We start from the raw sequence: 26,352 nt of genomic DNA, 5'->3' as shown, positions 1-26,352 counted from the left end.
GACCATGCCCGTCATCGAGACCCAACTCAATCCGCGCAGCGAGGCCTTCAAGGACAGCGCCCGCGCCATGCAGGCCCTGGTGGCCGACCTCGAAGCGCAGCTCGCCCAGATCGCCCTGGGCGGCGGCGAAGGCCCGCGCGCCAAGCACCTCGCCCGCGGCAAACTGCTGCCGCGTGACCGCGTGGAACAGCTGCTCGACGCCGGGTCGCCCTTCCTGGAAGTGGGCGCCCTGGCCGCGCTGAACGTGTACGACAACGCCGCCCCCGGCGCCGGCATCATCACCGGCATCGGCCGTGTGTCCGGCGTCGAATGCATGATCGTGTGCAACGACGCCACCGTGAAAGGCGGCACCTACTACCCGCTCACCGTCAAGAAGCACCTGCGCGCGCAAGAAATCGCCGCGCAGAACCGCTTGCCCTGCATCTACCTGGTGGACTCGGGCGGTGCCAACCTGCCCAACCAGGACGATGTCTTCCCCGACCGCGACCACTTCGGCCGCATCTTCTACAACCAGGCCAACCTGAGCGCCGCCGGCATCCCGCAGATCGCCGTCGTGATGGGCTCCTGCACCGCCGGTGGTGCCTACGTGCCGGCCATGAGCGACGAGACCATCATCGTCGCCAACCAGGGCACGATCTTTCTGGGCGGCCCGCCGCTGGTCAAAGCCGCCACCGGCGAAGTCGTGACGGCCGAAGACCTGGGCGGTGGCGATGTGCACACCCGCCTGTCGGGCGTGGCCGACCACCTGGCCCGCGATGACGTGCACGCGCTGGCCTTGGCGCGTCAGGCCGTCGCCCGCCTGAACTGGCGCAAGACGCCCGAGCTGGCCCTGGTCACCCCGCGTGCCCCGCTGTACGACGAGGCCGAGCTCAACGGCATCATCCCCACCGACACCCGCAAGCCCTTCGACGTGCGCGAGGTCATAGCCCGCCTGGTCGATGGCTCCGAGTTCGACGAATTCAAGGCCCGCTACGGCACCACCCTGGTCACCGGCTTCGCCCACATCGAAGGCATGCCGGTGGGCATCGTGGCCAACAACGGCATCCTGTTTGCCGAAAGCGCCAACAAGGGCGCCCACTTCATCGAGCTGTGCTGCCAGCGCAAGATCCCGCTGGTCTTCCTGCAGAACATCACCGGCTTCATGGTGGGCCGCAAGTACGAAAACGAGGGCATTGCCCGCGCCGGCGCCAAGATGGTGACGGCCGTGTCCTGCGCCCAGGTGCCCAAGTTCACCGTCATCATCGGCGGCTCGTTTGGCGCCGGCAACTACGGCATGTGCGGCCGCGCCTTCAACCCGCGCCTGCTGTGGATGTGGCCCAACGCGCGCATCAGCGTGATGGGCGGCGAGCAGGCCGCCAGCGTGCTGGCCACCGTCAAGCGCGACGGCGTCGAGGCCAAAGGCGGCAGCTGGTCGGCCGACGAGGAAGAAGCCTTCAAGGCACCCGTGCGCGATCAGTACGAGGCGCAAGGCCACCCCTACTACGCCAGCGCCCGCCTCTGGGACGACGGCGTGATCCGCCCCACCGACACCCGCCGCGTGCTGAGCCTGGCCCTGAGCGCCGCGCTCAACGCCCCGATCCCCGAGACGCGTTACGGCGTCTTCCGCATGTGAGGACGCCCGCCATGTCGAACCTGGAGATCCGTCATGAAGGCCCCGTCAGCCATGTGTGGCTGAACCGCCCGACGCTGCGCAACGCCTTCGATGCCACCACGATTGCCGAGCTGATGCACACCTTCACCGAACTGGCCAGCCGAGACGGCCTGCGCGTGGTGGTGCTGGGCGCCCACGGCAAGGCCTTTTGCGCCGGCGCCGACCTGAACTGGATGCGCGAGATGGCCGGCTACAGCTGGGATGAAAACCATGCCGACGCCACCGGCCTGGCCGACATGCTGTGGGCCATTGCCAGCTGCCCGGTGCCGGTGATTGCCCGCGTGCAAGGCGACGGCTATGGCGGTGGCGTGGGCCTGGTCGCCGCCTGCGACATCGCGGTCGGCACGCCCACCGTGGGCTTCAGCCTGTCGGAAGTGAAGCTGGGCCTGACACCGGCCACCATCAGTCCCTATGTTCTGCGCGCCATCGGCGAACGTGCCGCGCGCCGCTACATCGTCACCGCCGAACGCTTCGATGCCACACAGGCTCACCACCTGGGCCTGTTGCACGAGGTGGTCGAGCCCGAGGCGCTGGACGCCACCGTGGACCGACTGGTGCAAGCCATCGTCGCCAACGGCCCGCAGGCCGTGCGCGCGGGCAAGCGCCTGATCCAGGAAGTGGCCGGACAGGAGATCACCCCTGCCCTGCGCGACCACACCGCGCGCCACATTGCCGACATCCGCGCCAGCGACGAAGGCCGTGCCGGCCTGCACGCCTTCCTGAACAAAACCGTGCCCGCGTGGCAGCAAGGCTGAGCCCATGTTCACCAAAATTCTGATTGCCAACCGCGGAGAGATCGCCTGCCGTGTGGCCAGCACCGCACGCCGCCTGGGCATCCGCACCGTGGCGGTTTACTCCGATGCCGACGCCCACGCTCGCCACGTGCAACTGTGTGACGAAGCCGTGCACATCGGTGGCGCCAGCCCGCGCGAGAGCTATCTGTGCGCCGACCGCATCCTCGCGGCTGCCCAGGCCACCGGCGCCCAGGCCGTCCACCCCGGCTACGGTTTCTTGAGCGAAAACGAAACCTTCGCCCAGGCCTGTGTCGACGCCGGCATCGCCTTCATCGGCCCGCCCCCCTCGGCCATCGCTGCCATGGGCAGCAAGTCGGCCGCCAAGGCCCTGATGGCGCAAGCTCAGGTACCCCTGGTGCCCGGCTACCACGGCCACAACCAGGACCCCGCCTTCCTGCAGGCCCAGGCCGACGAGATCGGCTACCCCGTGCTGATCAAGGCCAGCGCGGGTGGCGGTGGCAAGGGCATGCGCCTGGTGCAGCAGTCAGCCGACTTCGCCGCTGCCCTGGCCTCGTGTCAACGCGAAGCGCAAGCCAGCTTTGGCGACGCCCATGTGCTGATCGAGCGCTACGTCACCCGCCCACGCCACATCGAGATCCAGGTGTTCGGCGACACCCACGGCCACTACGTGCACCTGGGCGAGCGGGACTGCTCAGTGCAGCGCCGCCACCAGAAGGTACTGGAAGAAGCCCCAGCCCCCGGCATGACGCCCGAGCGCCGCGCCCAGATGGGCGACGCTGCCATCGCAGCCGCACGCAGCGTGGGTTATGTGGGCGCCGGCACGGTCGAGTTCATCTGCGAGCAGGACGGGCGGTTCTACTTCATGGAGATGAACACCCGCCTGCAGGTCGAACACCCTGTGACCGAGGCCATCACCGGCCAGGACCTGGTCGAGTGGCAACTGCGCGTGGCCGCCGGCGAGCCCCTGCCCCTCACGCAAGAGCAGATCACCTTCACCGGCCACGCCATCGAAGCGCGCATCTGTGCAGAGAACCCGGCTCAGCAGTTCCTGCCCGCCACCGGCACGCTGCAGGTGCTGCGCACCCCGGCGTGCAGCACCTTCTCGGTGGCCCCGGTGCGCATCGACAGCGGCGTGCGCGAGGGCGATGCCATCACCCCGCACTACGACTCGATGATCGCCAAGCTCATCGTGCACGGCGACAGCCGCGCCGCTGCCCTGGCCCGCCTCGACACCGCCCTGTCCGAGCTGCACATCACCGGCCTGAGCCACAACGTCAGCTTCCTGCGCCGCGTGGCCGCCACCACTTCGTTCGCCCAGGCCGATCTGGACACCGCCCTGATCGAGCGCGAACACAGCGCCCTGTTCGAGGCGCCCGCCTTGCGCACCGAACACGCCGTGGCCGGCGCCCTGCTGCGTCTGCAAGCCGACGAGCAGCACCACGCCCACCGCGACCCCTGGTCGCGCACCGACCACTGGCGCCTGCACGGCGATGCGCGTCGCCTCGTCAAGCTCCACATCGATGGGCAGACGCTCGCCGTCACCCTCGACATCCAGCGCGACGGCAGCTGGCAACTCAGCTGGGACGCCGTGACCGTGGGCGTACGCCCCCTGAGCCACACCGACCGCGGCGGCGAACAGTTCGAAGCCGATGTGCAAGGCCAACGCCTGCGCCTGAGCGTGTACCGCCACGGCGATGAGCTGGACGTCTTCACCCCCGAGGGTCACGCCCGGGTGCAGCACGTCGACCCGCTGCGCCAGGTGGACGAGCGCGCATCCGGCGGCCGCCTCACCGCCCTGATGCCCGGCAAGGTCGTCGCCATGCTGGTCAGCGAAGGCCAGCAGGTCAAGCAAGGCGACGCGCTGGCCGTCACCGAAGCCATGAAAATGGAGCACACCCTGACCGCCCCGCACGACGGTGTCGTCTCCGCCATCCTCTGCGCCGTGGGCGACCAGCTGGCCGAAGGCGTCGAACTGCTGCGCCTGGACGCCACGGCCTGAGCATCGCCACACAGGATCACACCATGAGCCATCCCACCTTTCCCACCCACGTCACCCTGGTCGATGTCGGCCCGCGTGACGGCCTGCAAAACGAAGCGCAGCCCGTGGCGGCTGCCGACAAGATCGAACTCGTGCACTGCCTGCAAGGCGCAGGCCTGCGCGAAATCGAGGTCACCAGCTACGTCAGCCCGAAGTGGGTACCGCAGATGGCCGACAACGCCGAGGTCATGGCCGGCATCCAGCGCCAGCCCGGCGTGCGCTACAGCGTACTCACCCCGAACATGAAAGGCTTTGAAGGCGCCCTCGCCTCGCAGGCCGACGAGGTGGTCATCTTTGCCGCCGCCAGCGAAGCCTTCAGCCAGCGCAACATCAACTGCTCCATCGCCGAGTCCATCGAGCGCTTCCGCCCGGTGGCCGAAGCCGCCAAGGCCCACGGCATGAAGGTGCGCGCCGCCGTCTCGTGCGCCCTGGGCTGCCCCTACCAGGGCGAGGTCTCACTCGACGCCGTCGAAAACGTGGTGCAACGCCTGCTCGACATCGGCTCGGACCACATCGGCATCGCCGACACCATCGGTGTGGGCACCGCCGGCCGCGTCACCGCCGTGATGGAGCGCGCCTTGAAGCACGTGCCCCTGGCCGAACTCAGCGGCCACTTCCACGACACCTACGGCCAAGCGCTCACCAACATCTACGCCAGCCTGGCACTGGGTATCCACACCTTCGACACCAGCATCGCCGGCCTGGGTGGCTGCCCCTATGCCAAGGGGGCCACTGGCAACGTCGCCACCGAAGACGTCGTCTACCTGCTGCACGGCCTGGGCATCTCCACCGGCATCAATCTCGACAAGCTGGTGGACGCCGGCGCCTTCATCTCCGGCGTGCTGGGCCGCAAGCCCGTCTCGCGCGTCAGCAACGCCCTGTTGGCCAAGCGCGCCCACGCCTGACCCCATTCCTGCGACACGATTCCTTTTTGACCCTGACCCCACGATCCCGAGGAGCTTTCTCATGACCCTGCCCGGCCTGAATCACCAACTCGGTGAGGACATCGACGCCCTGCGCGACAGCGTGCGTGCCTTCGTGGACAAGGAGCTCGCGCCCCGCGCCGCCGACATCGACCGCGACAACCTCTTCCCTGCCGACATGTGGAAGAAGCTGGGCGACCTGGGCGTGCACGGCCTGACCGTCTCCGAAGAGTACGGCGGCACCAACCTGGGCTACCTCGCCCACATGGTCGCCATGGAAGAAGTCAGCCGCGGCAGCGCCTCGGTCGGTCTGAGCTACGGCGCACACTCCAACCTGTGCATCAACCAGATCCACCGCAACGGCAGCGAAGCCCAGAAGCAGAAATACCTGCCCAAGCTCATCAGCGGTGACTTCGTCGGTGCCCTGGCCATGAGCGAGCCCAACGCCGGCTCCGACGTCGTCAGCATGAAGCTGCGCGCCGAGAAGAAGGGCGACCGCTACGTGCTCAACGGCAGCAAGATGTGGATCACCAACGGAGGTGATGCCGACGTGCTCGTGGTATATGCCAAGACCAACCCCGAAGCCGGCGCCAAGGGCATGACCGCCTTCCTGATCGAAAAGGGCATGAAGGGCTTCAGCAAGGGCCAGCACCTCGACAAGCTCGGCATGCGCGGCTCCAACACCTTCCCGCTGTTCTTTGAAGACTGCGAAGTGCCGGCCGAGAACGTGCTGGGCGGCGAAGGCAACGGCACCAAGGTGCTGATGAGCGGGCTGGACTACGAGCGTGCCGTGCTGTCGGGCGGCCCGCTGGGCATCATGCAGGCGGTGATGGACAACGTCGTCCCCTACATCCACGAGCGCAAGCAGTTCGGCCAGGCCATCGGCGAGTTCCAACTCGTGCAAGGCAAGGTCGCCGACATGTACACCGTGCAGCAGGCCGCCCGCTCACTGGCCTACACCGTGGCCAAGAACCTCGACGCCCTGGGCGCCCAACACGCCCGCCATGTGCGCAAGGACTGCGCCGCACTCATCCTGTGGACCGCCGAAAAAGCCACCTGGATGGCCGGCGAGGGCATCCAGATCTTCGGTGGCAACGGCTACATCAACGACTACCCGCTGGGCCGCCTGTGGCGCGACGCCAAGCTGTACGAGATCGGTGCCGGCACCAGCGAGATCCGCCGCATGCTGATCGGCCGCGAACTGTTTGCCGAAACGGCCTGATCGGCTGCACCACCGCCGCCGGATGCGTCCGGTGGCGCCCACACGGGCTCAGGTGGCACACCGGCGTGCCACTCACACCTCGGTCGTTTCCAGCACCACCCGGTTACGACCCTGGGCCTTGGCCTGGTACAGCGCGGCATCGGCCCGTGCCAACCAGCCCGTCAGGCTCAGCTCACGGCGATCGAACTGCGCCACCCCGATGCTGACGCTGAACTGCAGCGGCTTGCCCTCCACCAGCAAGTGGCTGTTCTGCACCGCCTCACGGATGCGCTCGGCCAAAGCCGTGGCCTGTTCCGCCGTGATGTTGGGCAAAAGCACCACAAACTCTTCTCCACCCAGACGCGCCACCAAGTCGACCTTGCGCACCAGTTGCTGCACCGTCTGCGCAAAGCTCACCAACACCGCATCCCCCGTCACGTGGCCATGGATGTCGTTGACCACCTTGAAGTGGTCCAGGTCCATCATCAGCAAGGACAGCTCGGTGCGATAGCGCAACGCCCGCTGCATCTCGGCCTCGGCGGCTTCCGAGAACGCACGCCGGCTGGCCACCCCTGTCAGTGAGTCCGTGCGCGCAGCCAGTTCTGCGGCCTCCTTCTGGTCTCGCAACTCCTGTGTGGCATGGGTGATCTGCTGCTGCAACTCTTCCTGCGTGGTCGCAATGCGCGCCACCATGGCATTGATGCCCACGGCCAGCGGGCGCAAGATGCCGCTGCTTGCCACGTCCACGCGCTCGCTCAACTGCCCCTCGCCCACCAACTCCACCACGCGGTTGATGCGACCAATCTGTGACGACACCAGATCGGCCAGCACCGAGGCCATCACCCCGGCGAGCATCAAGCCCCCCACAGCGGTCGCCAGCGACCAGATCAGCAAATCGCGTCGCTGCTGCGCCAGGGCCTGCAGCGACATCTCCACCACGGCATAGCCCAGCAAGCGGCTCTCGGTGGCACGGATGGGCGACGAGACATCGGGGACAGGCGCGTAAACATCGTCCTGTAGCGCCGACTCGGTGCTGTAGATGGGCTGGGCCACCACCAGAGATGCCTTCGTCTGCACGATCTGGATGGCGCCATCCAGGCGCGGCGAAGGCGCGCTCATGCGCCCCGCTTGAGCCGTCACCCGGCCCTGGGCGTTGTACAGGATCACCCCCCGCAACTGATCATCGCTGCGCAAGGTCGCCTCGGCCAGGCGCGTCAGCGACTCGCGGTCCCCCGCAAACAAACTGAACTCTGCCGCACTGCCCAACTGCCGTGCCGAGGCCACTCCACGGTCCATCAAGGCTTCGGCCATGCGCCCGCCGTACTGCGAGGCAAAACCCACCACCAGCAAGGCAATCACCAGCATGGCCGGCAAAGCCGTTGCCAGCCACAGGCGCACCCGCACACCACCCAATCGGAGTTTCACCGCATGCCCTCCTCACGCCGCACGGCATCGGTCAACACCGCCACATCGGGCACATCCAGCCCCAACGATCGGCACACTTGTTCATTGATGGCGATGGTGAACCCATCGGCCACACGCGGAGTCGGCCAAGCCGCTCCGACAGCAGGGGCGCTCAGCGCCCCCTTCAACATCGCCGCCACCTGACGCCCGGCTTGCGCCGGACTGGCATACAACCCCAAGGCCGCCCCCGCCTTGACCACGGCCGGCGAATAGCTCACCACCGGCACACGCTGCCGATAGGCCGTCATCAACATGTGCTGCAGCGCCGACACATCGGCCACCGCGCTGTCCGGCAAGATGAGCAGCACGTCGGCCTCCGACAGCACGGCCCGCAACGCGGCCGACAGGGTGTCGGGGCCCTTCACAGTGCCCACGACCAGGCTCAGTCCCTTGTCCTGCGCGGCCTTGAGCAGCGCCTGGCGCTGCGCGAGCGCATCTTCGTGCACCAGCACCCCCACCTTGCTCAGGCTGGGCAGGGCTCGGCGAATCAAGGTCAGATAGCGCCCCACCGGCTGATCCAGATACGCCGCCGACACCCAGGCGGGCGGGCGGCTCCAGATCGCCATGAACCCGTCGCGAGGCACCAGGGCGCTCAAGACCGGGACGCGGGCCCATTCAGGCTGGGCCGCGGCCCGCTCCATGACCATGCGCAAGGCCGTCGCGCCCAAGGTGACCACGGCTGCGGGTGGAGGCCCGGCTGGCAAATCGCGCGCTGCCAGCAGCTTCAGTTCACGCCCGCGCCCCACCTGCCGCCACTCGGCCTGCAAGGCCGCGGCCGACTCGGTGTAGGCCCACGAGGCATCCGAAGGCAAGACCCACACAGCCTCACTCGCGGCCTGCACCAGCCCCGTCCTGAACATCAGGGGGGCGCCGGCGGTCAGGGCAAGCGATTGGCGGCGCGTGATCAGATCACATCTCCATGCGCAGGGTCAGGAAGCTTTTGCGGGCGAGTTGGAAATTGCGACGGACCAGGAAGAACGGCCGGTCGCCCTCGGCCGACTGTACCGTGAAAGCGAGTTCGGCCTTGGTCAAGCCCACACGGAAAGGATAGGCCAGACGGACATCGGTGCGATGCGAAAACGGCATCCAGTCACGTTTATCACGAAAGGTCATGCCTCCCAGTCGCTCGTGGATGACGCTGAGTTGCACGTCCCCCGGCAGTCTCTGGAACAGGCCGATCAAGGTGGCATGAGCCGGCGGGCGACGCTCGTCCCGGCCATCGATGACTGGGTCATCCCACCGCAGGTCGGAAAAGCTCTGGTTGAGCCAGAGCTCCGTGGTGCCAAACGGCTTCCAGCGCACCTGATACTCCAGGCCCACCATCGTCAGGCCGGTCAGGTTGACGTAGTCCCGGGTCTTGGACTTGAGGCTGGGGTTGAGCGGACTCGGATACGTGCTCACCTTGATCAGCTCATCCATGCGCTCGTGGTACAGCCTCGCATCCAGTGTCAGGCTCTGATTGGGGAAGCGCCCCACATAACCGATCTCGGTGCTGCGCAACTCCTCGGGCTTGACCCGTCCGGTGGCCCCGAACTCATGGGTCAGCAAGGTGCCTTGCGCGTCGTAGATCCGCACGTCGGCGTCCAGCTCCGACAGGTTGGGCGCGCGAATGGACTCGGTGACCCCCACCCGGAAAGTGTGGGCCGCGCTCGGCATCCAGTTGACCATGAACCTCGGCGCCGTGTAGGTGCCGACGCGGCTGTGGTGCCCCACGAACAGCCCCGTGTTGACCAGCCATTGCGGCGTGGCCCGCCATTCCACGGTGCCAAACACCCGGCTTTCCTGGAAGGCCGGCCAGTCGTGGGTTGCGTACAGCGGGAAGGACTGCGCCTTCTCGTCCTTGTGGCCCGTGCCGATCACCGCCCGCACATGGTCTGACAAGGTCACCTTGTACTGCAACTCGACGTTGGTGCGGCGGCCCTTGCCGCTGTAGTCCATGACCGCGCCCGGCAGACCGGGCACATCGGCGACATCCACCAGGCGGTCTTCCATGTAGTTGGCCGACACCTTCAGCTCATTGCGCTCACTCACCTGCCGGCGCCACTCGGCCTGCCAATGGGTATTCCGCGTATGAACCGTGTGAAAGGGGTTGCCCTGATCTGTGGCGGAATACCCCTCCCCACCCTCCAGGTACGACACCCCCATCGCCACCATCACGTCATCGGCCAGCGAGGGTTTGAAGTCGGCACGCAGGTTCGCCTGGCCGAGGCGTCGGTCATCGTAGGCGTTGAGGTAACCCGTGTCGCGCTGCTCGCCGACCGACAGGCGCACACTGGCCGTCTCGTCGCCCACCCCGATGCGGGCGCGGCGGTCCTGAATGCCGTGATCGCCGCTGCTGACCGTCAACTCTCCCCCCACCGTGTCGGCGCTGTGGCGGGTGATGATGTTGATGACCCCGAACATCGCGTTGGCGCCATAGGCGGCCGAATTGGCGCCGCGCAGCACCTCGATGCGCTCGATGTCCTCGAGCATCACGTCCATCATGCCGCGGTGGGTGTCCCCCAGATAGCTGCTGGCGTACACCGAGCGGCCATCGATCAGCACCAGGTTGCGCGTGCCATAGTCATCGATCGGAATGTGATACGAGGCCAGCGGGTTGGCCCCGTTCCAGCCCCCTGCCAGGTAACCGGGCACCAGGCGCATCACTTCGACCAGCGTGCGTGCGCCTGACAGGCGAATCGTGTGCCGGTCGATGACGGTGATGGCCCCCGGTGCCTCGTTGAGCGGCTGATCCAGCCGACTGGCAGTCAGCACCACCGGCACCTGGGCGAAGTAGTCTTCTTCCGTGGGTGCGCGTTCGGCCGCCTGCGTGCTCACGACGGTCAACCCAGCCCAGGCCAAGCCCAGCACCAGATGGCGGCACGCCCTTCGAACACACAACACAGACAACGGCCCCATCTCACACCCATTCACCAAACGTCCGCAATTATGAGCTTGATGACCTCTGACTCACACCAGGAATGGCGAGAACGATTGCTCACATTTCCAGCTGCAAGGTCAAGAAGCCCTGACGGCCACGTCGGTAGTTGCGCTGGGGGTCAAAGAACAGCTGATCACCTTCCACGGACTGCACCGTGAAGGCCGCCTCGGCTTTGTAGCCACCCCATCGGAAGGTGCGTCCGAGGCGCAGGTCCGTGCGGTGCGTCGTCGCCATCCAACTGGACTTCGCGCGCAAGGTCATCGAGCCCACGCGTTCGTGCAACAGGCTGATCTGCCAGTTGTCAGGCAGCTGCTGGAACAACGCGACCGTGGTGGCATGCCGTGGCGGACGACGCTCCTCTTTGGCCTCATAGTCGGGAGCATCCCACTTCAAGCGCGAGAAATTCTGGTTCAGCCACAGCTCGGTGCGGGGCGTGGCCTTCCAGCGCAACTGATACTCCAGCCCCACCAGCGTCAGCGCAAGGCGATTGACGAAGTCCCGGGTCTTGCCCAGCTGGTAAGGCAACGGGGCGGTCCCGTCACCGTTGTCGTCCACCACCACATCGCGCATGCGCTCACGGTACAGGCGCGCATCCAAGGTCACCTGCGCCTCGGGCCAGCGCCCCAGATACCCGATTTCCTGGCTGAGCAAGGTCTCGGGCTGCACCGCCCCACTGGCGGCGTAGGCGCGCGAGAAATAGGGGGTGCCGGGCAGATTGACGCGGACGTCGCTCTTGTACTCGGACAAACTGGGGGCACGGATCGATTCAGTCACGCCCAGGCGCCAGGTCTGGTGAGGGGTCGCCAGCCAATTGACCATCAGACGCGGCGCGGTGTAGGTCCCCGCCAGCGTGTGGTCTCCCATGAACAGGCCCGCATTGAGCAACCACGCGGGGTCCACGCGCCATTCCGCCGTGCCAAACAGACGGGTCTCGCCCATCGAAACCCAGCCCTGACCGTAATACATCGTGTCCGAGAGCGCCCGCTCATCCTTGTAGCCCACCCCTACCAGGGTGCGCCAGGTCGGGCTCCAGACAGTGCGCTGTTGCACCTCCACATTGTGGCGCTGTCCCCAGGTGCCGTAGTCCACATCCAAGGAGATCGGTGGGAAGGGTGACACGTGCACCTGCACGGACATCGGCTCCCGCTGGCGGTCTTCCATGTAGCTGAGAGACACCTGCAACTCGTTGCGCTCATCGAGTTGCCGTCGCCATTCGAACTGCCCATGTGTCGTGCGGGAACGCAGTTGATGGTAAGGACTGCTCGGGTCCGTGGGCCCATACCCTTGTCCGGCCAGCAACTCCGATGCTGCCAGCGCCACCATCACCTCATCGGCCAGCGTGGGCTGGAAGTCGGCACGCAGGTGCACCTGGCCCAGGCGCTTGTCATCGAATGCGTTCAGGTAACCCCGGTCGCGCTGCTCGCCCACCGACAACCGCACGTTGTTGCCTCCTGTGCCCACGCCCAGGCGAGCATAGGTGTCGCGGATACCGTTGTCTCCCACGGACAGCGCCACCGCGCCGCCCACGGTGTCCACACTGTGCCGGGTGATGATGTTGACGACCCCGAACATCGCGTTGGCCCCGTAGGCCGCGGAATTGGCGCCACGCAGCACCTCGATGCGTTCGATGTCCGGCAAGAGCACGTCCATCATGCCGCGATGGGTGTCCCCCAGATAGCTGCTGGCATACACCGACCGACCATCGATCAGCACCAGGTTACGCCCGCCGTAATCATCCAGGGCCACGTGGTAAGACGCCAGCGGATTGGCCCCGTTCCACCCACCCAGCACGTAACCGGGCACCAGGCGCAGCAGCTCGGCCACGGTGCGCGCGCCCGACTGGCGGATGGTGTCACGGTCGATCACCGTCATGGCGCCAGGCGCTTCGTTGAGCGGCTGATCGAGCCGGCTGGCGGTCAGCACCACCGGCAACTGGGCAAAATAGTCTTCCTCTGTGGGGGCTCGCTCGTCGGCATGCGCGCCCAAGCCTGCCAGGCCTGCCATTGACAAGCCCAGCATCACGCCCTGGCACACCTTCCGAATCCGCAATCCTCGCAACGCAACCATCACACACCCGTGTACTGCATGGCTGTCATTATGCGCACGGGGATATCACCGCCTCATGACGATGGCCACCGAGAACGCGCGGGCAGGACATGCCCTCGTGACAGTGTGAAGATTGACACGCTTCACCTCAGGCAATCCAGATTCAAAACGGCGTCACCACGAATTCATCGACGTTTCAAATGGAAACACAGCTAACGTTCGCCGAATTCAATCCCTCCACAGTGAGCAGTACCATGAATCTTCAGCAGTTGTCCGTGGGCAAGCGCCTGAGCCTGGGCTTTGGCCTGGTGCTGGCCATCCTGGTCGTCGTCACTTTGATCGCTCTGGTCAAGGTGAGTGTCATCAACACCGCCCTGCACGCCAACAGCGACGAACACACCGACCTCCAACGCTACGCCATCAACTTTCGCGGCTCGGCGCACGACCGCGCCATCGCCATCCGCGACGTGGTGCTGAGCACCAGCGAAGCCGAGCAGCAAAAAGAGGTCGCCACCATCGAGGCCCTGGCGCGCTTTTATGCCGAATCTGCCAAGCCGCTGGAGACCCTGATAGCCCAGTCAGCCGACCAGGCCGATTTGAAGCGCCTGTATGGCGCAGTCCAGACCATCGAGGCGCAGGCCGTCGCCACCACCCAATCCATCGTGAACATGGTGCGCGCGGGCGATGCCGCCGGTGCCCAGACCCTGCTGTGGTCGCAGGCCAAGCCGCAGTATGTGCAATGGCTGGCCGCCATCAACCAGCTGATCGATTATGAAGAACAGCGCATCCAGACCGAAAACAAGATCGCCCTGGAAGAAGCCGAAGGCTTCCTCACCGTCATGCTCACAGCCCTGACCCTGGCGCTGCTGTGTGGCGCCGCGCTCGCCTGGACGCTGTCGCGCAGCATCGTGCAGCAACTGGGCGCCGAGCCCCAGGCCCTTGGGGATGCCGCCCGACGCGTTGCCGCCGGTGACCTCAATCCGATTCCCGGTGCAGACCAGGCCCCAGCCGACAGCGTGCTTGCCTCCCTGGGCGCCATGCGCACCAGCCTGGCCAGCATCGTGGCCCAGGTTCGTCAGGCGTCCGACTCGATTGACACCGGATCAGCCGAGATCGCCACCGGCAACGCCGACCTGTCGGTGCGCACCGAACAACAGGCGTCCAACCTGCAGCAAACCGCCTCGTCGATGATGCAGATGAACACCGCCGTCAAGGCCAATGCCGACACCGCCCGCCACGCCACCCAACTGGCCTCATCGGCCAGTGCGGCCGCCACCAAGGGCGGCGAGGTGGTCGGCCAGGTGGTGGCGACCATGGACGACATCAGCGCCAGCTCACGCAAGATCGCCGACATCATCGGCGTGATCGACGGCATCGCCTTCCAGACCAACATCCTGGCGCTCAACGCCGCAGTGGAGGCCGCGCGGGCGGGCGAACAGGGCCGTGGCTTCGCCGTGGTCGCTTCCGAGGTGCGCAGCCTCGCCCAACGCAGCGCCGAGGCCGCTCGCGAAATCAAGTCCCTGATCGGCGACAGCGTCACCAAGGTCGAACTGGGCACGCAACTGGTCAACGACGCCGGCGCGACCATGGACGACATCGTCGCCCGGGTGAAAAACGTGTCCGACCTGATCCACGAGATCGGCGCCTCCACGCAGGAGCAGACCGACGGCATCGACCGGGTCAGCCACGCCGTCAGCGAACTCGACCGCAGCACGCAGCAGAACGCCGCCCTGGTGGAAGAAAGTGCCGCCGCGGCCGAAAGCCTGCAGCATCAGGCCCGCCGCCTGGCGGAACTGGTGCGGCTGTTCCAGTTGACGGCCTCGGACACGGGGCGGTGAGCCGCGCCTGATCCCGCCCGCCTCACCACCCCCACACGAGGCTGCGCGCCACCCAGCCCTGCACGCCAGCGTCGGTGCGCACCTGCACCCATTTGGACTGCGTCTTCACGGTGCGCACCACCTCACCGCGCGCCAACTTGGCGATCAGCTTGTGATGGGTGCCTGGCCCGCGGCGCAGATTGGCCACCGACGCCTTGACGATGTGATGGCGCGTCGCGCCCGTCAAGGGCTGATAGACCCAGCCAGTGTCGTTTTCAAAGTCTTGCACCTTGAGCCACTTGCCCGAGGCGCCGGTCACCCGCAGCGGGTAGCCCTGGCTCAGCGTCCACTGCGCGGCGTGGTGCGTGCCGGGCCCCGCACGCATCATCACCGACTCACGGGCAATGCTGACATGATCGGGCTGCGCCACCGCACCGGTGGTCCACACGGCGAGCGCCACAGCCACGGCGGCGAAGGGTCGGTCAAACTTCATGGGTCTGCTGAAAGTAATCACGTTTTCATCATAAAACATTTGCACAAATGCAAAATACCCCACTGAGCCTGGGAACTTTGACACGCTTTAGCACTCTGACCCTGCGAGTGCTAACATTGCCCGAGAAGGATCCACGAAAGGACCAGCCATGACCCTGACGACCGCCCTTGCGACCCGTGACCCCTGGAGTGTGGTGCCCTCATTGGGCAATCTGGACGCGTACATCCGTTCCGTTCAGGCCATCCCCATGCTGGAGGCCGACGAGGAGCAGTCCCTGGCGCGTCGTTTGCGTGACCAGCAGGACCTGCAAGCCGCCTCCCGCCTGGTGCTCTCGCACCTGCGTCTGGTCGTGTCCATCTCCCGCCAGTACCTGGGCTACGGCCTGCCGCAAGGCGACCTGATCCAGGAAGGCAACGTCGGCCTGATGAAAGCCGTCAAGCGCTTCGACCCCGATCAGGGCGTGCGCTTGGTGAGCTACGCCATGCACTGGATCAAGGCCGAGATCCACGAATACATCCTGAAGAACTGGCGCATGGTCAAGGTGGCCACCACCAAGGCCCAGCGCAAGCTGTTCTTCAACCTGCGCTCGCTCAAGCACCAGTTCAAGGGCGAAGAAGGCGCAGAACATCTGGGCCGCGCCTGCCTGTCCGAGGCCGACATCCATCGCGTGGCCACCGAGCTCAATGTGCGCCCGGAAGACGTCATCGAGATGGAAACCCGCATGGCTGGCGGTGACGTGGCCCTGGAAGCCCCCACCGACGACGACGGGGATGCCCCCGTGGCCCCGCTGGCCTACCTGGCCGACGAGGTGCACGAGCCGACCCGCGTGATCGAAGCCCACCGTCGTGACTGGCTGGCCAGCGATGGCATTGCCCTGGCGCTCGACCAGCTGGACGCCCGCAGCCGCCGCATCGTCGAAGAGCGCTGGTTGCAGGTCAATGACGATGGCTCGGGCGGCATGACGCTGCACGAGCTGGCCGCCGAATATGGCGTCAGCGCCGAGCGCATCCGTCAGATCGAGGTGGCCGCCATGAAGAAAATGCGCAAGGCCCTCACCGAGGTCGTCGACGCCTGATCCAGCGCAGCAGCGCCAGCCCACGGGTTGGCGCGCTTGCTGTCACGGTTGGCGGGCGTCTGATTCAGGCGCCGCGCAGCCGCGCGATCATCGCCGCCGTGGCCGGATCCAGGCCACTCACATCACCGCTGTCCAGGCGCGGCAGCAGGTCATTGCTCATGGCCTTGCCCAGCTCCACGCCCCACTGGTCGAAGGAGTTGATGCCCCACAGGGCGCCGCTCACCAGCACCCGGTGTTCGTGCAGCGCGATCAGGGCGCCCAGCGAGCGCGGAGTCAGCGCGTCGATCACCATCGTCAGGCTGGGGCGGTTGCCGGGGAAGGTGCGGTGGCGTGCAATGATCTCCGGCGGCACGTCTTTCGAGGCGGTCGGCGCCACCTCGTGGACAGCCTGCTCGGTGGTCTTGCCCCACATCAGCGCCTGCGCCTGGGCCAGGCCATTGGCCAGCAGCATCCGGTGCTGACGGTGCAGCATCTCCTGCACGGCGGGTGACAGCTGCTCGGCATCGCGCAGAGGCAAGCCCTTGAACAGGATGAACTCCACCGGAATCACGTCGCTGCCCTGGTGCAGCATCTGGAAAAACGCGTGCTGGCCATTGACGCCCGGCTCGCCCCACACCACCTCGCTGGTCGCGTAGGGCAACGGTTGACCATCACGGTCGACGCCCTTGCCATTGCTCTCCATGACGAGTTGCTGCAAATAGGCCGGCAAACGCCGCAAGCCGTGGTGATACGGCGCCACGCAACGGCTGGTGTAGCCCTTGAAGTTGCGATTCCAGACGTCCATCAGGCCCAGCCACAGCGGCAGGTTCGCCTCTGAGGGTGCCGAAGCAAAGTGCCGGTCCATGGCATGTGCGCCGTCGAGCAAGGCGCGGAAATGCCGGCTGCCCAGCGCCAGCGCAATCGGCAAACCAATGGCCGACCACAGCGAAAACCGTCCACCCACCCAGTCCCAGAAACCAAAGGTACGGGTGATGCCAAAGGCGGCCGCTCCCTCCACATTCGAGGTCGTGGCCACAAAGTGGCGGGCGATGTCCGTGCCACCCTGGTCCAGGAACCACTGGCGTGCCGTGCGGGCGTTCACCATGGTTTCCTGGGTCGTGAACGTCTTCGACGCCACGATGAACAGGGTGTGCTTCGGGTCCACCTGGCGCAGCACGCCGGCCAGGTCCTGCCCGTCGATGTTCGAGACGAAGTGGCAGCGCAGGCGCGGGTTCGCAAAGGCCTCCAGCGCCATCACCACCATCTGCGGCCCCAGGTCAGAGCCGCCAATACCGATGTTCACCACATCGTGGATGTCACCCGGGTTCGGCCCCCCGGCACTGGCCGTCACCTCGTCGGCAAAGGCCAGCATCTGGTCGAGCACCGCGTGCACTTCGTCGCTGAAGGGCGCTTGGCCACGTGGCGCACGCAAGGCGGTGTGCAGCACCGCCCGCCCTTCCGAGCCATTGACCAGTTCACCGCGCAGCATCGCATCGCGCCGCTCGGTCAGGCGACACTCCCGGGACAGGTCCAGCAGGTGGCGGCGCGTGGCCACGTCCCAATGCACCCGTGACAGGTCCACCACCACCTCGGGCGCCTCGAAGGTCAGGGCCTCGACGCGGTGAGGGTCCTCGGCAAACAGGGTGCGCAGATCCAGGTCGGCGCCATGGGCGTGGTAGTGCCCGCTCAGGGCCGCCCAGGCCACCGTCTGGTCACAGCGGGGAGACGACATCATGCCCCCCTCCTCAGCGCTGGGCTTCGATCAGGGTGTCCAGCTTGCCGGCCTCCACGGCAAACGCGCGGATGCCCTCGGCCAGCTTCTCGGTGGCCATGGCGTCCTCGTTGAGGGCGTAGCGGAAGGCAGCCTCGCTCAGAGGCGCCTCGGGCGCCTGCGTGCTCGACGGCGGTGTCAGGTGACGCGGCACCGGCGCCTCACTGGCCTGCAGTTGCGCCAGCAACTCAGGGCTGATGGTCAGGAGGTCACAGCCGGCCAGAGCCAGGATCTGCCCCACATTGCGGAAGCTCGCGCCCATCACCTCAGTGTGCACACCGTGGGCCTTGTAGTACTGGTAGATGCGGGTGACGGACTGCACGCCCGGATCGTTGACGCCGGCCTGTGCGGCCTCGTCCCAAGCGGCGCCGGCCGACTTCTTGTACCAATCGTAAATGCGCCCCACGAAGGGCGAGATCAGCTGAACGCCGGCGTCGCCACAGGCCCGCGCCTGCGCAAAAGCGAACAGCAGCGTCAGGTTGCAGTGGATGCCTTCCTGCTCGAGCACGCGGGCGGCCTGGATGCCTTCCCAGGTGGCGGCGATCTTGATCAGCACGCGAGACCGCGCCGCACCAGCGGCCTCATACAGGGCGATCAGGCGCCGCGCACGCACCAGCGTGGCCTCGGTATCGAAGCTCAGGCGAGCATCCACCTCGGTCGACACGCGACCTGGCACCACCTTGAGGATCTCCAGACCAAAGCGCACCAGCACCTGGTCGACGATCACCTCCAGCGCTTCGCTCCGGTGCGCGGCCACCACCTCAGCCAGCAAGGGCACGTACTCGGGCTTTTGCACCGCTTTGAGGATCAACGACGGGTTGGTCGTGGCGTCTTGCGGGGTGAACTGGGCCAGTTGCTTGAAGTCACCGGTATCGGCGACCACCGTGGTGCAGGCCTTGAGTTGATCGAGTTGCGAGGTCATGGGCAAACAAGGAAAAAGGGGCTGACTTGGATCCCATATCGCAACGAGATCGGCCAGCATCCTGAATTTGACTTATCGTGAAGCCACATTCTGTCTCCAAAATCATGACAGGGGCCCGCTCAGGCCCCTCAATGGGCCGCATCCCCCCCTTATTGGGTCTCCTCCATGTCCTTTGATCTGGTTTTTTTCGGCGGCACGGGCGATCTGACCTGGCGCAAGCTCATGCCGGCGCTGTTCCAGGCCTGGCGCCACGGCAAGCTGCCCACACACGGTCGTATCCTCGCCGTCGCCCGCGACGAGCGCACGGACGCCAGCTACCGCCAGTGGCTCCAAGACAAGCTCGCCTCGGGCGACGACCTCGCCAAGCGCCCCACCGAAGACGAGTTCGAGCGCTTCGCGGCCCTGGTGCACTACCTGTGCATGGACCTGTCACGGCCCGGGGACTACAGCTCGCTGCGCCAGTGGCTGGCGGCACGCCAGGCCGACACCGTGGTGATGTACCTGGCCACCAGCCCTCACCTCTTCCCCATCATCTGCGAGCAGCTTGGCGCCGCCGGCCTCAACCACCCCGGGGTGCGCGTGGTGCTGGAAAAGCCCCTGGGCCACGACCTCGCCTCAGCCCAGGCCATCAACCGAGCCGTGGGCGCGGTGTTCAGCGAACGCCAGGCCCTGCGCATCGACCACTACCTGGGCAAGCCTTCGGTGCAGAACCTGATGGCCCTGCGCTTCGGCAACGTGCTGTTCGAGCCCCTGTGGCGCCGCGAGAGCATCGCCAACATCCAGATCACGCTGGCCGAGAGCCTGGGCGTGGGCACCCGGGGCGACTTCTACGACCGCACCGGCGCCCTGCGCGACATGATCCAGAACCACGCGCTGCAGTTGCTCACCATGGTCGCGATGGAACCCCCGTCCAGCGCCGATGCCGACGCCATCCGTGACGAAAAGCTCAAGGTCCTGCGCTCGCTCAAACCCTTCGACGCCGCCTCGGTGGCGCGCGACGTGGTGCGCGGCCAGTACCGCGCCGGCACCGTGGGCGGGGTGAGCGTGCCCGGCTACCTGGACGAGGCCAAGGTGCCACCCGGCAGCAGCACCGAAACCTTCGTGGCGCTGCGCTGCGAAATCCAGAACTGGCGCTGGGCCGGCGTGCCCTTCTACCTGCGCACGGGCAAACGCCTGGCGCGCCGCCATGCCGAGATCGTGGTGAACTTCCGCCCCACGCCGCACTCGATCTTCCCTGGCGCGCAGTCGCCCAACCAGTTGGTGATCAAGCTCCAACCCGATGATGGTCTGCAGTTGCACCTGCTGGCGGCCAAAGGCGCCCTGGGCCCCGACCCGGCGGCGGGCCATCAGGCCGAGCACCTGTCACCCGTGTCCCTCGATCTGGATTTCGACAAGGCCTTCCCCACCGACCGGGTGGGCGCCTATGAGCGCATGCTGCTCGATGCCCTGGCGGGCCGCTTGAACCTGTTCGTGCGCTCGGACGAGCAAGAGCAGGCCTGGCGCTGGGTGGAGCCCATTCTGGAAGCCTGGCGACACGATGCCAGCGGCCTGAAGACCTACAGCGCGGGCACCTGGGGACCGGCTGCCGCGAGTGCGCTGGTGGCACGCGACGGCTTCGCCTGGGCCGAAGAAAGCTGACACCCCCAGCACGCACGGCAGGGCGCACCATCACTGGCGCGCCAGCTGCCGAGGCGACGCTCAGGCCGACTGCAGGAGCCCGTCTACGCCGTACAGGCGGGCCAGCTCGGTCAGCTTCGGGGGCAGGTGCTGCACCGCGAACGCGCGCCCATTGGCCCGCGCCATGCGCTGGCATTCCAGCAGCACCGCCAGCGCGCTAGAGTCAAACTGCTGCAAGGCCGCGCCGTCCACGGTCAGCATGGCCGCCTCCGTGCCGCCTTGGACGGCGGCCTGGTCCAGCGTCTGGCGGAACAGACGCAGCACGTGCGGTACTTCAGCGTGCGTGATGACGGCTGGCAGCAGCAACATGGTTCAGCCCGCGTTCTTCGTCACCAACTGGCGGTTGCGCTCGGCCAGCTTGGAGATCAGGCCGTCGATGCCCGAGGCGTTGATCTCCTGGGCAAAGCTGCTCTGGTGGGTCTGCACCAGCCAGGCGCCCAGCACGTTCACGTCATACACCTTCCAGGTGCTGCCCGACTTCTCCAGACGGTAATTCAACTGGATCGGGTCGCCCTTGCCCTTGACCACGGTGCGCACGATCACGTCCGTGTCGGTGGGACGCGCGCGTGAGGGCAGGTACTCGATGACCTGGTCCTTGACCTGGGAGGCCGCCCCCGCATAGGTGTGCACCAGCAGGGTCTTGAACTCGTTTTGCAGGCGCTGACGCTGATCCGGCGTGGCGCGACGCCAGGCGGGGCCGACGGCGGCGGCGGTCATGCGCACGAAGTTCACGTTCGGCATGATCTTGGCATCGACAACGGCAGTGATCTTGCGCAGGTCACCGGACTGGATGGCCTTGTCGGCCTTGACCGTGGCCATCACCTCGTTGGTGATGGACTGGATGAAAGCTTCCGGCGTCTGGGCGGGCACGGCGGCCTGTGCCGGAGCGGCTTGCGCCCACACCGGGGCCGTGGCCAGCGCCGACACGGCCAGCACGGCCGAACTCATCACACGGGCAGCGAACAAACGAGAATGCAACACAAGGGTCCTTTCTGTGATCCTCATGCCTTCCTGAACGCCTCAGGGGCTGCCCAGGATGACGGGATCATCTGATTTTGTGCGGAAAAAGCGGGCGAGCAGCCACCCTGTCAGGGTGCGCTGGCAACGGAAGCCGCGGACGCGGCCGCCTCAGCCGCTTCGGCCTCTTCCTCGGTCTCAGGCAGGTCGTAGCGGGGTTGAGGCGCCTCGTCCTCCTCCTCGAGCAGAGGCTGCGGGCGGCCGGCGTCAATCAGGCTTTGGCGCCGCTGCAGGTAGGCGTCCCGGGTGAAGGCGTACTTGTCCAACGCCACGCCGTCGAGCAAGTCGGTGGCCTGCAGGTAGGCGGCCCGGGTGCTGACGCCGTTGAGCAGGCGAATGAGGTTGTCCTCACGGGCCCCATCGATCAAGGTGGTGGCCGAGAAGGTCATGCTGGTGGCGATGTTGGCCGAGTCACGCACCGACGAGGGGCCCATGATCGGCCAGACGATGTAGGCCCCCGAAGGTGCGCCCCACACGCCCAGCGTCTGCCCCAGGTCCTCGTTGAAACGGTCCAGGCGCATCGGCGTGGCCAGGTCGATCAAGCCGCCCAGGCCCAGCGTCGAGTTCACCGCCACCCGCATGGTGCTGGCGGCGCCGTCCTTGAAGCGACCTTGCAGGAACAGGTTCACCGACGACCAGACGTCACCGATGTTGCCAAAGAAGTTGCGCACCCCGGTGCGCACGGGCGAAGGCGTGACCTTCACATAGCCCTCGGCCATGGGCTTGAGCACATGCACGTCCACCGCATCGTTGAACGAGAACACGCCCCGATTCCACGACTCCAGCGGATCATGCGGATGCTGGGTGGCACAACCGGACAGCGCCAGCACGAGCGGCAGGCTCACCGCACACGCCAGGGCGCGGGCGCGACGCCCCAGATCGGAAGACACCCGACTCATTTGCCACCGTCCTTGCCGCCCTCGGCGGCCTTGCTGTAGAGGAACTGACTGATCAGGTTTTCCAGCACGATGGCCGACTGCGTGCTCTTGATGACATCACCAGCCACCAGATTGGTCTCCCCGTAACCGGGCTCCAGGCCAATGTACTGCTCGCCCAGCAGACCGGCCGTCAGGATCTTGGCCGAGCTGTCCTTGGGGAAGGCGGCGCCCTTGTTCATCTCGATCTCGACCTTCGCCTGGAAGGTCTCGTTGTCGAACGTGATGGCCGTGACACGGCCGACGACCACGCCCGCGCTCTTGACCGCCGCCTTGGGCTTGAGGCCACCGATGTTGTCGAACAGGGCCGCGACCTTGTAGCCCGACTCGAACGACAAGGTCAGCAGGTTGCCAGCCTTGAGGGCCAGAAAGACGATTGCCGCCGCCCCCAGCATCACGAAGATGCCGACCCACACGTCATGTTTTGATTTCTGCATATCGTTCGTCCTTGCGACCAAGCTCGATCAGATCGAGAACATCATGGCCGTCAACACAAAATCCAGCCCCAGCACGGCCAGGGAAGCCATCACCACGGTGCGGGTGGTCGCCAGCGACACGCCCTCGGGCGTCGGCTCGCACTCATGCCCTTGCAGCAGCGCCACGAAGGTGACCGTGAAACCGAAGACCAGGCTCTTGAGCATGCCGTTGCCCACGTCGGCCCACACTTCGACGCCGTTTTGCATCTGCGACCAGAAGGCCCCGTCGTCCACACCGATCATGGCCACGCCAACGACCCAGCCGCCCAGCACGCCCACGGCAGAGAACACCGCGGCCAGCAGCGGCATCGCGATCACCCCGCCCCAAAAGCGCGGCGCCAGCACCCGCTGGATGGGGTCCACCCCCATCATTTCCATGGCCGACAACTGCTCGCCCGCCTTCATGAGGCCGATGCCCGCCGTCAGCGCGGTGCCGGCGCGGCCGGCAAACAGCAAGGCGGCCACCACCGGGCCCAGTTCGCGCACCAGGGACAGCGCCACCATCAGACCCAGCGCCTCGCTGGAGCCATAGCTTTGGAGGATGTAGTAGCCCTGCAGCCCGAGCACGAAGCCCACAAAGGCCCCGGACACCGTGATGATCGCCAGCGAATAGTTGCCCAGGAAAAAGATCTGCTCGGTGAGCAGGCGCGGGCGCTTGAGGGTGGGCCCCAGCGACAGCAACAGGCGCAGGAACAGGCGCGCGCCATAGCCCACGTCGTTCAATTTGAGGCGTACGGCCCGCCCGACGCGGACCGGATTGAGCCAGGACATCATCCGCGCACTCCGAAATCATGGCCTGCATCGACGGCCGGGTGGTGGAAGCGCACCGGCCCATCGGGCGCAGCGTCCACGAACTGGCGCACCAGCGGGTCGCTGCTGGCGCGCATCTCGGCCGGGGTGCCCTGGGCCACGATGCGGCCATTGGCCAGCAGCACCACGTGGTCGGCAATCAGGAAGGTTTCTTCGACATCGTGGGACACCAGCACGCTGGTGAGTCCCATCGTGTCATTGAGCTCGCGGATCAGGCGGGCCGACACCCCCATGGAGATCGGGTCCAGGCCTGCGAAGGGCTCGTCGTACAGCATCAGTTCCGGGTCCAGCGCCATCGCCCGCGCCAGGGCCACGCGCCGCGCCATGCCGCCCGAAATTTCACTGGGCATCAGGTCGCGCGCACCGCGCAGGCCCACGGCGTTGAGCTTCATCAGCACCAGGTCACGCAAGATGGACTCGGGCAGCTTGGTGTGCTCACGCAGCGGGAAGGCGACGTTCTCGAACACCGACAGGTCGGTGAACAGCGCGCCGAACTGGAACAACATGCCCATGCGCCGGCGGGCGGCCATCAAGCCACTCGCATCCAGACGGGCCATGTCCTGCCCATCGAACAAGACCTGGCCGGACATGGGGGTCAATTGACGACCAATCAGGCGCAGCACTGTGGTTTTGCCGCCACCCGAGGTGCCCATCAGGGCCACCACCTGGCCACGCGGCACGACGAGGTTGATGTCCGACAGGATCACCCGGTCGCCGTAACCACAGGTGACCGCGCGCAGGGCCACCAGCGGCTCGGGGGCCACAGCGGCGACAGACGGGGAAGGCGTGGTTTCAACTTCTGACATGGACATGAAAAAAAGGGCCAGTGAAGGTCACTGGCCCCTGGATCATAGGGGATTCACGCATCCCCGCTGAGCGCCTCGTGGCAAAGGCGCAATGCACTGTGGGGTCAACGCGGCAGCGTGGTCGAACCCATCAGGAAGGCGTCGACCTCGCGGGCAGCCTGACGGCCTTCGCGGATCGCCCACACCACCAGCGACTGACCACGGCGCACGTCACCGGCGGCGAACACCTTGTCGGCATTGGTCTGGTAGCCGCCGATGTCGGTCGAGGCCTTGGCGTTGCCTCGGGCATCCTTCTCGACGCCAAAGCCTTCGAGCAAGGTGTTCACCGGGTTCACGAAGCCCATGGCCAGCAGCACCAGGTCGGCCTGGAGGATCTGCTCGGAACCAGCGACTTCTTCGAACTTGCCGTTCTTGAACTCGACGCGCACCGTCTTGACCGCCGTGACCTTGCCCTTTTCGCCGATGAATTCCTTCGTGGCGATGGCGAACTCGCGCTCGCAGCCCTCTTCGTGGCTGGAAGACGTGCGCAGCTTGATCGGCCAGTAGGGCCAGGTCAGCTCCTTGTTCTCCTGCTCGGGCGGCTGAGGCATCAGCTCGAACTGGATCACGCTCTTGGCGCCATGGCGGTTGGAGGTGCCCACGCAGTCGGAGCCGGTGTCACCACCGCCGATCACGATCACGTTCTTGCCCGTGGCCATGATCTGGTCCTTGACCTTGCCACCGGCGTTGACGCGGTTCTGCTGAGGCAGGAACTCCATCGCGAAGTGGATACCGGCCAGGTCGCGCCCCGGCACCGGCAGGTCACGCGACTGCTCGGAACCGCCGGCCAGCAACACGGCGTCGAAGTCCTGCTTCAGCTGCTCGGGCGACACAGTGTCCTTGGCCCAGTTGGTGACCTTGGAACCCTTGGGCATCTCGCCGACGATGGTGTTGGTCTTGAAGACCACGCCTTCGGCTTCCATCTGCTTGACACGACGGTCGATGTGCGACTTGTCGAACTTGAAATCGGGGATGCCGAAACGCAGCAGACCACCGATGGTGTCGTTCTTCTCGAACACGGTCACGTCGTGGCCGGCGCGGGCCAGCTGCTGAGCCGCGGCCATGCCAGCGGGGCCGGAGCCCACGATGGCGACCTTCTTGCCGGTCTTGACGGCAGCCGGCTGCGGCTTGACCCAACCTTCTGCCCAGGCACGGTCGATGATGGCGTGCTCGATGGACTTGATGCCGACGGCGTCGTTGTTGATGTTCAGCACGCAAGCGGCTTCACACGGTGCCGGGCAGACCCGACCGGTGAAGTCGGGGAAGTTGTTGGTCGAGTGCAGCACCTCGATGGCGTTCTGCCAGTCGCCGCGATACACCAGATCGTTGAAGTCCGGGATGATGTTGTTGACCGGGCAGCCGTTGTTGCAAAACGGGGTGCCGCAGTCCATGCAACGTGCGCCCTGGATCTTGGCCTCTTCAGGCTTCAGACCAATGACGAACTCCTTGTAGTTCTTGACGCGCTTCTCGACGGGCTCATAGCCCTCTTCCAGACGCTCGAATTCCAGAAAGCCAGTGACTTTTCCCATTTCAAACT

Annotated in this window: 22 protein-coding genes; 8 read left to right on the top strand and 14 right to left on the bottom strand. The window is 66.2% G+C overall.

Going from position 1 to position 26,352, the window contains the following annotated elements:
* Positions 1–4 precede the first annotated feature (4 nt).
* From RBT42_RS04080 to RBT42_RS04060, 5 genes are all read left to right on the top strand, one after another.
* A complete protein-coding gene (locus RBT42_RS04080) occupies positions 5–1,612 on the top strand; it encodes a carboxyl transferase domain-containing protein (protein WP_320362582.1) in 1,608 nt (535 codons plus the stop codon).
* An 11-nt stretch (positions 1,613–1,623) separates the two neighbouring features.
* Positions 1,624–2,406 carry an enoyl-CoA hydratase/isomerase family protein gene (locus RBT42_RS04075; protein WP_320362581.1) on the top strand — a complete coding sequence of 261 codons (783 nt, stop codon included), beginning with the start codon at positions 1,624–1,626 and terminating at the stop codon, positions 2,404–2,406.
* A 4-nt stretch (positions 2,407–2,410) separates the two neighbouring features.
* Positions 2,411–4,405 (top strand): acetyl/propionyl/methylcrotonyl-CoA carboxylase subunit alpha, encoded by a 1,995-nt coding sequence (locus tag RBT42_RS04070; protein ID WP_320362580.1) that lies wholly within the window; start codon positions 2,411–2,413, stop codon positions 4,403–4,405.
* Positions 4,406–4,428: 23 nt separating this feature from the next.
* Positions 4,429–5,349, top strand: a complete 921-nt coding sequence (locus RBT42_RS04065) for a hydroxymethylglutaryl-CoA lyase (RefSeq protein ID WP_320362579.1) — start codon at positions 4,429–4,431, stop codon at positions 5,347–5,349.
* 61 nt (positions 5,350–5,410) lie between these two features.
* A complete protein-coding gene (locus RBT42_RS04060) occupies positions 5,411–6,589 on the top strand; it encodes an isovaleryl-CoA dehydrogenase (RefSeq protein ID WP_320362578.1) in 1,179 nt (392 codons plus the stop codon).
* A 72-nt stretch (positions 6,590–6,661) separates the two neighbouring features.
* Here the strand turns inward: RBT42_RS04060 and RBT42_RS04055 are convergent, their stop codons facing one another.
* The 4 genes from RBT42_RS04055 to RBT42_RS04040 form a co-directional block, all read right to left on the bottom strand.
* The gene (locus tag RBT42_RS04055) at positions 6,662–7,993 is read right to left on the bottom strand and encodes a diguanylate cyclase (protein ID WP_320362577.1); all 1,332 of its coding nucleotides are present in this window, start codon (positions 7,991–7,993) and stop codon (positions 6,662–6,664) included.
* Positions 7,990–8,874 carry an ABC transporter substrate-binding protein gene (locus tag RBT42_RS04050; protein WP_320362576.1) on the bottom strand — a complete coding sequence of 295 codons (885 nt, stop codon included), beginning with the start codon at positions 8,872–8,874 and terminating at the stop codon, positions 7,990–7,992. Before RBT42_RS04050 ends, RBT42_RS04055 begins: the two co-directional genes overlap by 4 nt.
* 67 nt (positions 8,875–8,941) lie before the next feature.
* Positions 8,942–10,930, bottom strand: coding sequence for a TonB-dependent receptor plug domain-containing protein (locus RBT42_RS04045; protein WP_320362575.1), 1,989 nt, complete (start codon positions 10,928–10,930; stop codon positions 8,942–8,944).
* 79 nt (positions 10,931–11,009) lie between these two features.
* Positions 11,010–12,971 (bottom strand): TonB-dependent receptor plug domain-containing protein, encoded by a 1,962-nt coding sequence (locus tag RBT42_RS04040; protein WP_320362574.1) that lies wholly within the window; start codon positions 12,969–12,971, stop codon positions 11,010–11,012.
* A 281-nt stretch (positions 12,972–13,252) separates the two neighbouring features.
* Between RBT42_RS04040 and RBT42_RS04035 the strand changes: the two genes are divergently transcribed.
* Entirely contained in the window at positions 13,253–14,836 is a 1,584-nt protein-coding gene (locus RBT42_RS04035; RefSeq protein WP_320362573.1) for a methyl-accepting chemotaxis protein, read from the top strand.
* Positions 14,837–14,858: 22 nt separating this feature from the next.
* On the opposite strand, the gene RBT42_RS04030 is transcribed toward RBT42_RS04035, so the two are convergent.
* A complete protein-coding gene (locus tag RBT42_RS04030; protein WP_320362572.1) occupies positions 14,859–15,308 on the bottom strand; it encodes an SH3 domain-containing protein in 450 nt (149 codons plus the stop codon).
* Positions 15,309–15,456: 148 nt separating this feature from the next.
* On the opposite strand from RBT42_RS04030, the gene rpoH reads away from it, so the two are divergent.
* Positions 15,457–16,383: an RNA polymerase sigma factor RpoH gene (gene rpoH, locus RBT42_RS04025; RefSeq protein ID WP_320362571.1), complete on the top strand. Its 927-nt coding sequence runs from the start codon at positions 15,457–15,459 to the stop codon at positions 16,381–16,383.
* A 64-nt stretch (positions 16,384–16,447) separates the two neighbouring features.
* On the opposite strand, the gene pgi is transcribed toward rpoH, so the two are convergent.
* Positions 16,448–18,094: a glucose-6-phosphate isomerase gene (gene pgi / locus RBT42_RS04020; protein ID WP_320362653.1), complete on the bottom strand. Its 1,647-nt coding sequence runs from the start codon at positions 18,092–18,094 to the stop codon at positions 16,448–16,450.
* A 13-nt stretch (positions 18,095–18,107) separates the two neighbouring features.
* The gene (tal, locus tag RBT42_RS04015; protein ID WP_320362570.1) at positions 18,108–19,055 is read right to left on the bottom strand and encodes a transaldolase; all 948 of its coding nucleotides are present in this window, start codon (positions 19,053–19,055) and stop codon (positions 18,108–18,110) included.
* Positions 19,056–19,220: 165 nt separating this feature from the next.
* Here tal and zwf point away from each other — a divergent pair, with 165 nt between their 5' ends.
* Entirely contained in the window at positions 19,221–20,693 is a 1,473-nt protein-coding gene (zwf, locus tag RBT42_RS04010; RefSeq protein ID WP_320362569.1) for a glucose-6-phosphate dehydrogenase, read from the top strand.
* Between the two features lie 60 nt (positions 20,694–20,753).
* Here the strand turns inward: zwf and RBT42_RS04005 are convergent, their stop codons facing one another.
* The 7 genes from RBT42_RS04005 to RBT42_RS03975 all read right to left on the bottom strand — a co-directional run bounded on the left by RBT42_RS04005 (position 20,754) and on the right by RBT42_RS03975 (position 26,344).
* Positions 20,754–21,041 (bottom strand): STAS domain-containing protein, encoded by a 288-nt coding sequence (locus RBT42_RS04005; RefSeq protein WP_320362568.1) that lies wholly within the window; start codon positions 21,039–21,041, stop codon positions 20,754–20,756.
* 3 nt (positions 21,042–21,044) lie between these two features.
* Positions 21,045–21,680: a phospholipid-binding protein MlaC gene (locus tag RBT42_RS04000; protein ID WP_413785847.1), complete on the bottom strand. Its 636-nt coding sequence runs from the start codon at positions 21,678–21,680 to the stop codon at positions 21,045–21,047.
* Between the two features lie 140 nt (positions 21,681–21,820).
* The gene (locus RBT42_RS03995) at positions 21,821–22,648 is read right to left on the bottom strand and encodes a VacJ family lipoprotein (protein ID WP_320362566.1); all 828 of its coding nucleotides are present in this window, start codon (positions 22,646–22,648) and stop codon (positions 21,821–21,823) included.
* Positions 22,645–23,121, bottom strand: a complete 477-nt coding sequence (gene mlaD / locus RBT42_RS03990) for an outer membrane lipid asymmetry maintenance protein MlaD (protein WP_320362565.1) — start codon at positions 23,119–23,121, stop codon at positions 22,645–22,647. Before mlaD ends, RBT42_RS03995 begins: the two co-directional genes overlap by 4 nt.
* Before the next feature lie 27 nt (positions 23,122–23,148).
* On the bottom strand, positions 23,149–23,931 hold the full coding sequence (gene mlaE / locus RBT42_RS03985; RefSeq protein ID WP_320362652.1) for a lipid asymmetry maintenance ABC transporter permease subunit MlaE: 783 nt from the start codon (positions 23,929–23,931) through the stop codon (positions 23,149–23,151).
* The gene (locus RBT42_RS03980) at positions 23,931–24,776 is read right to left on the bottom strand and encodes an ABC transporter ATP-binding protein (protein WP_320362651.1); all 846 of its coding nucleotides are present in this window, start codon (positions 24,774–24,776) and stop codon (positions 23,931–23,933) included. The genes mlaE and RBT42_RS03980 overlap by 1 nt, the downstream gene beginning before the upstream one ends.
* A gap of 104 nt (positions 24,777–24,880) precedes the next feature.
* Complete coding sequence (locus RBT42_RS03975; protein WP_320362564.1) at positions 24,881–26,344, bottom strand: glutamate synthase subunit beta; 1,464 nt, start codon at positions 26,342–26,344, stop codon at positions 24,881–24,883.
* Positions 26,345–26,352 lie beyond the last annotated feature (8 nt).

It is taken from the genome of Aquabacterium sp., from assembly GCF_034003525.1.
Classification (GTDB): domain Bacteria; phylum Pseudomonadota; class Gammaproteobacteria; order Burkholderiales; family Burkholderiaceae_C; genus Aquabacterium.
The sequence above is the reverse complement of the archived record's forward strand: the minus strand, read 5'-3'. Positions and strand labels throughout refer to the sequence as shown.

What these genes read in the sequence shown, in the direction of transcription:
- RBT42_RS04005 (WP_320362568.1), bottom strand. Translation starts at nt 21,041, where the DNA reads ATGTTGCTGCTGCCAGCCGTCATCACGCACGCTGAAGTACCGCACGTG.
- RBT42_RS04065 (WP_320362579.1), top strand. Translation starts at nt 4,429, where the DNA reads ATGAGCCATCCCACCTTTCCCACCCACGTCACCCTGGTCGATGTCGGC.
- RBT42_RS03980 (WP_320362651.1), bottom strand. Translation starts at nt 24,776, where the DNA reads ATGTCAGAAGTTGAAACCACGCCTTCCCCGTCTGTCGCCGCTGTGGCC.
- RBT42_RS03975 (WP_320362564.1), bottom strand. Translation starts at nt 26,344, where the DNA reads ATGGGAAAAGTCACTGGCTTTCTGGAATTCGAGCGTCTGGAAGAGGGC.
- RBT42_RS04000 (WP_413785847.1), bottom strand. Translation starts at nt 21,680, where the DNA reads ATGAGTTCGGCCGTGCTGGCCGTGTCGGCGCTGGCCACGGCCCCGGTG.
- RBT42_RS04035 (WP_320362573.1), top strand. Translation starts at nt 13,253, where the DNA reads ATGAATCTTCAGCAGTTGTCCGTGGGCAAGCGCCTGAGCCTGGGCTTT.
- zwf (WP_320362569.1), top strand. Translation starts at nt 19,221, where the DNA reads ATGTCCTTTGATCTGGTTTTTTTCGGCGGCACGGGCGATCTGACCTGG.
- RBT42_RS04040 (WP_320362574.1), bottom strand. Translation starts at nt 12,971, where the DNA reads ATGCTGGGCTTGTCAATGGCAGGCCTGGCAGGCTTGGGCGCGCATGCC.
- RBT42_RS04080 (WP_320362582.1), top strand. Translation starts at nt 5, where the DNA reads ATGCCCGTCATCGAGACCCAACTCAATCCGCGCAGCGAGGCCTTCAAG.
- tal (WP_320362570.1), bottom strand. Translation starts at nt 19,055, where the DNA reads ATGACCTCGCAACTCGATCAACTCAAGGCCTGCACCACGGTGGTCGCC.
- mlaE (WP_320362652.1), bottom strand. Translation starts at nt 23,931, where the DNA reads ATGTCCTGGCTCAATCCGGTCCGCGTCGGGCGGGCCGTACGCCTCAAA.
- RBT42_RS04075 (WP_320362581.1), top strand. Translation starts at nt 1,624, where the DNA reads ATGTCGAACCTGGAGATCCGTCATGAAGGCCCCGTCAGCCATGTGTGG.
- RBT42_RS04030 (WP_320362572.1), bottom strand. Translation starts at nt 15,308, where the DNA reads ATGAAGTTTGACCGACCCTTCGCCGCCGTGGCTGTGGCGCTCGCCGTG.
- rpoH (WP_320362571.1), top strand. Translation starts at nt 15,457, where the DNA reads ATGACCCTGACGACCGCCCTTGCGACCCGTGACCCCTGGAGTGTGGTG.
- mlaD (WP_320362565.1), bottom strand. Translation starts at nt 23,121, where the DNA reads ATGCAGAAATCAAAACATGACGTGTGGGTCGGCATCTTCGTGATGCTG.
- RBT42_RS04060 (WP_320362578.1), top strand. Translation starts at nt 5,411, where the DNA reads ATGACCCTGCCCGGCCTGAATCACCAACTCGGTGAGGACATCGACGCC.
- RBT42_RS04070 (WP_320362580.1), top strand. Translation starts at nt 2,411, where the DNA reads ATGTTCACCAAAATTCTGATTGCCAACCGCGGAGAGATCGCCTGCCGT.
- RBT42_RS04045 (WP_320362575.1), bottom strand. Translation starts at nt 10,930, where the DNA reads ATGGGGCCGTTGTCTGTGTTGTGTGTTCGAAGGGCGTGCCGCCATCTG.
- RBT42_RS03995 (WP_320362566.1), bottom strand. Translation starts at nt 22,648, where the DNA reads ATGAGTCGGGTGTCTTCCGATCTGGGGCGTCGCGCCCGCGCCCTGGCG.
- pgi (WP_320362653.1), bottom strand. Translation starts at nt 18,094, where the DNA reads ATGTCGTCTCCCCGCTGTGACCAGACGGTGGCCTGGGCGGCCCTGAGC.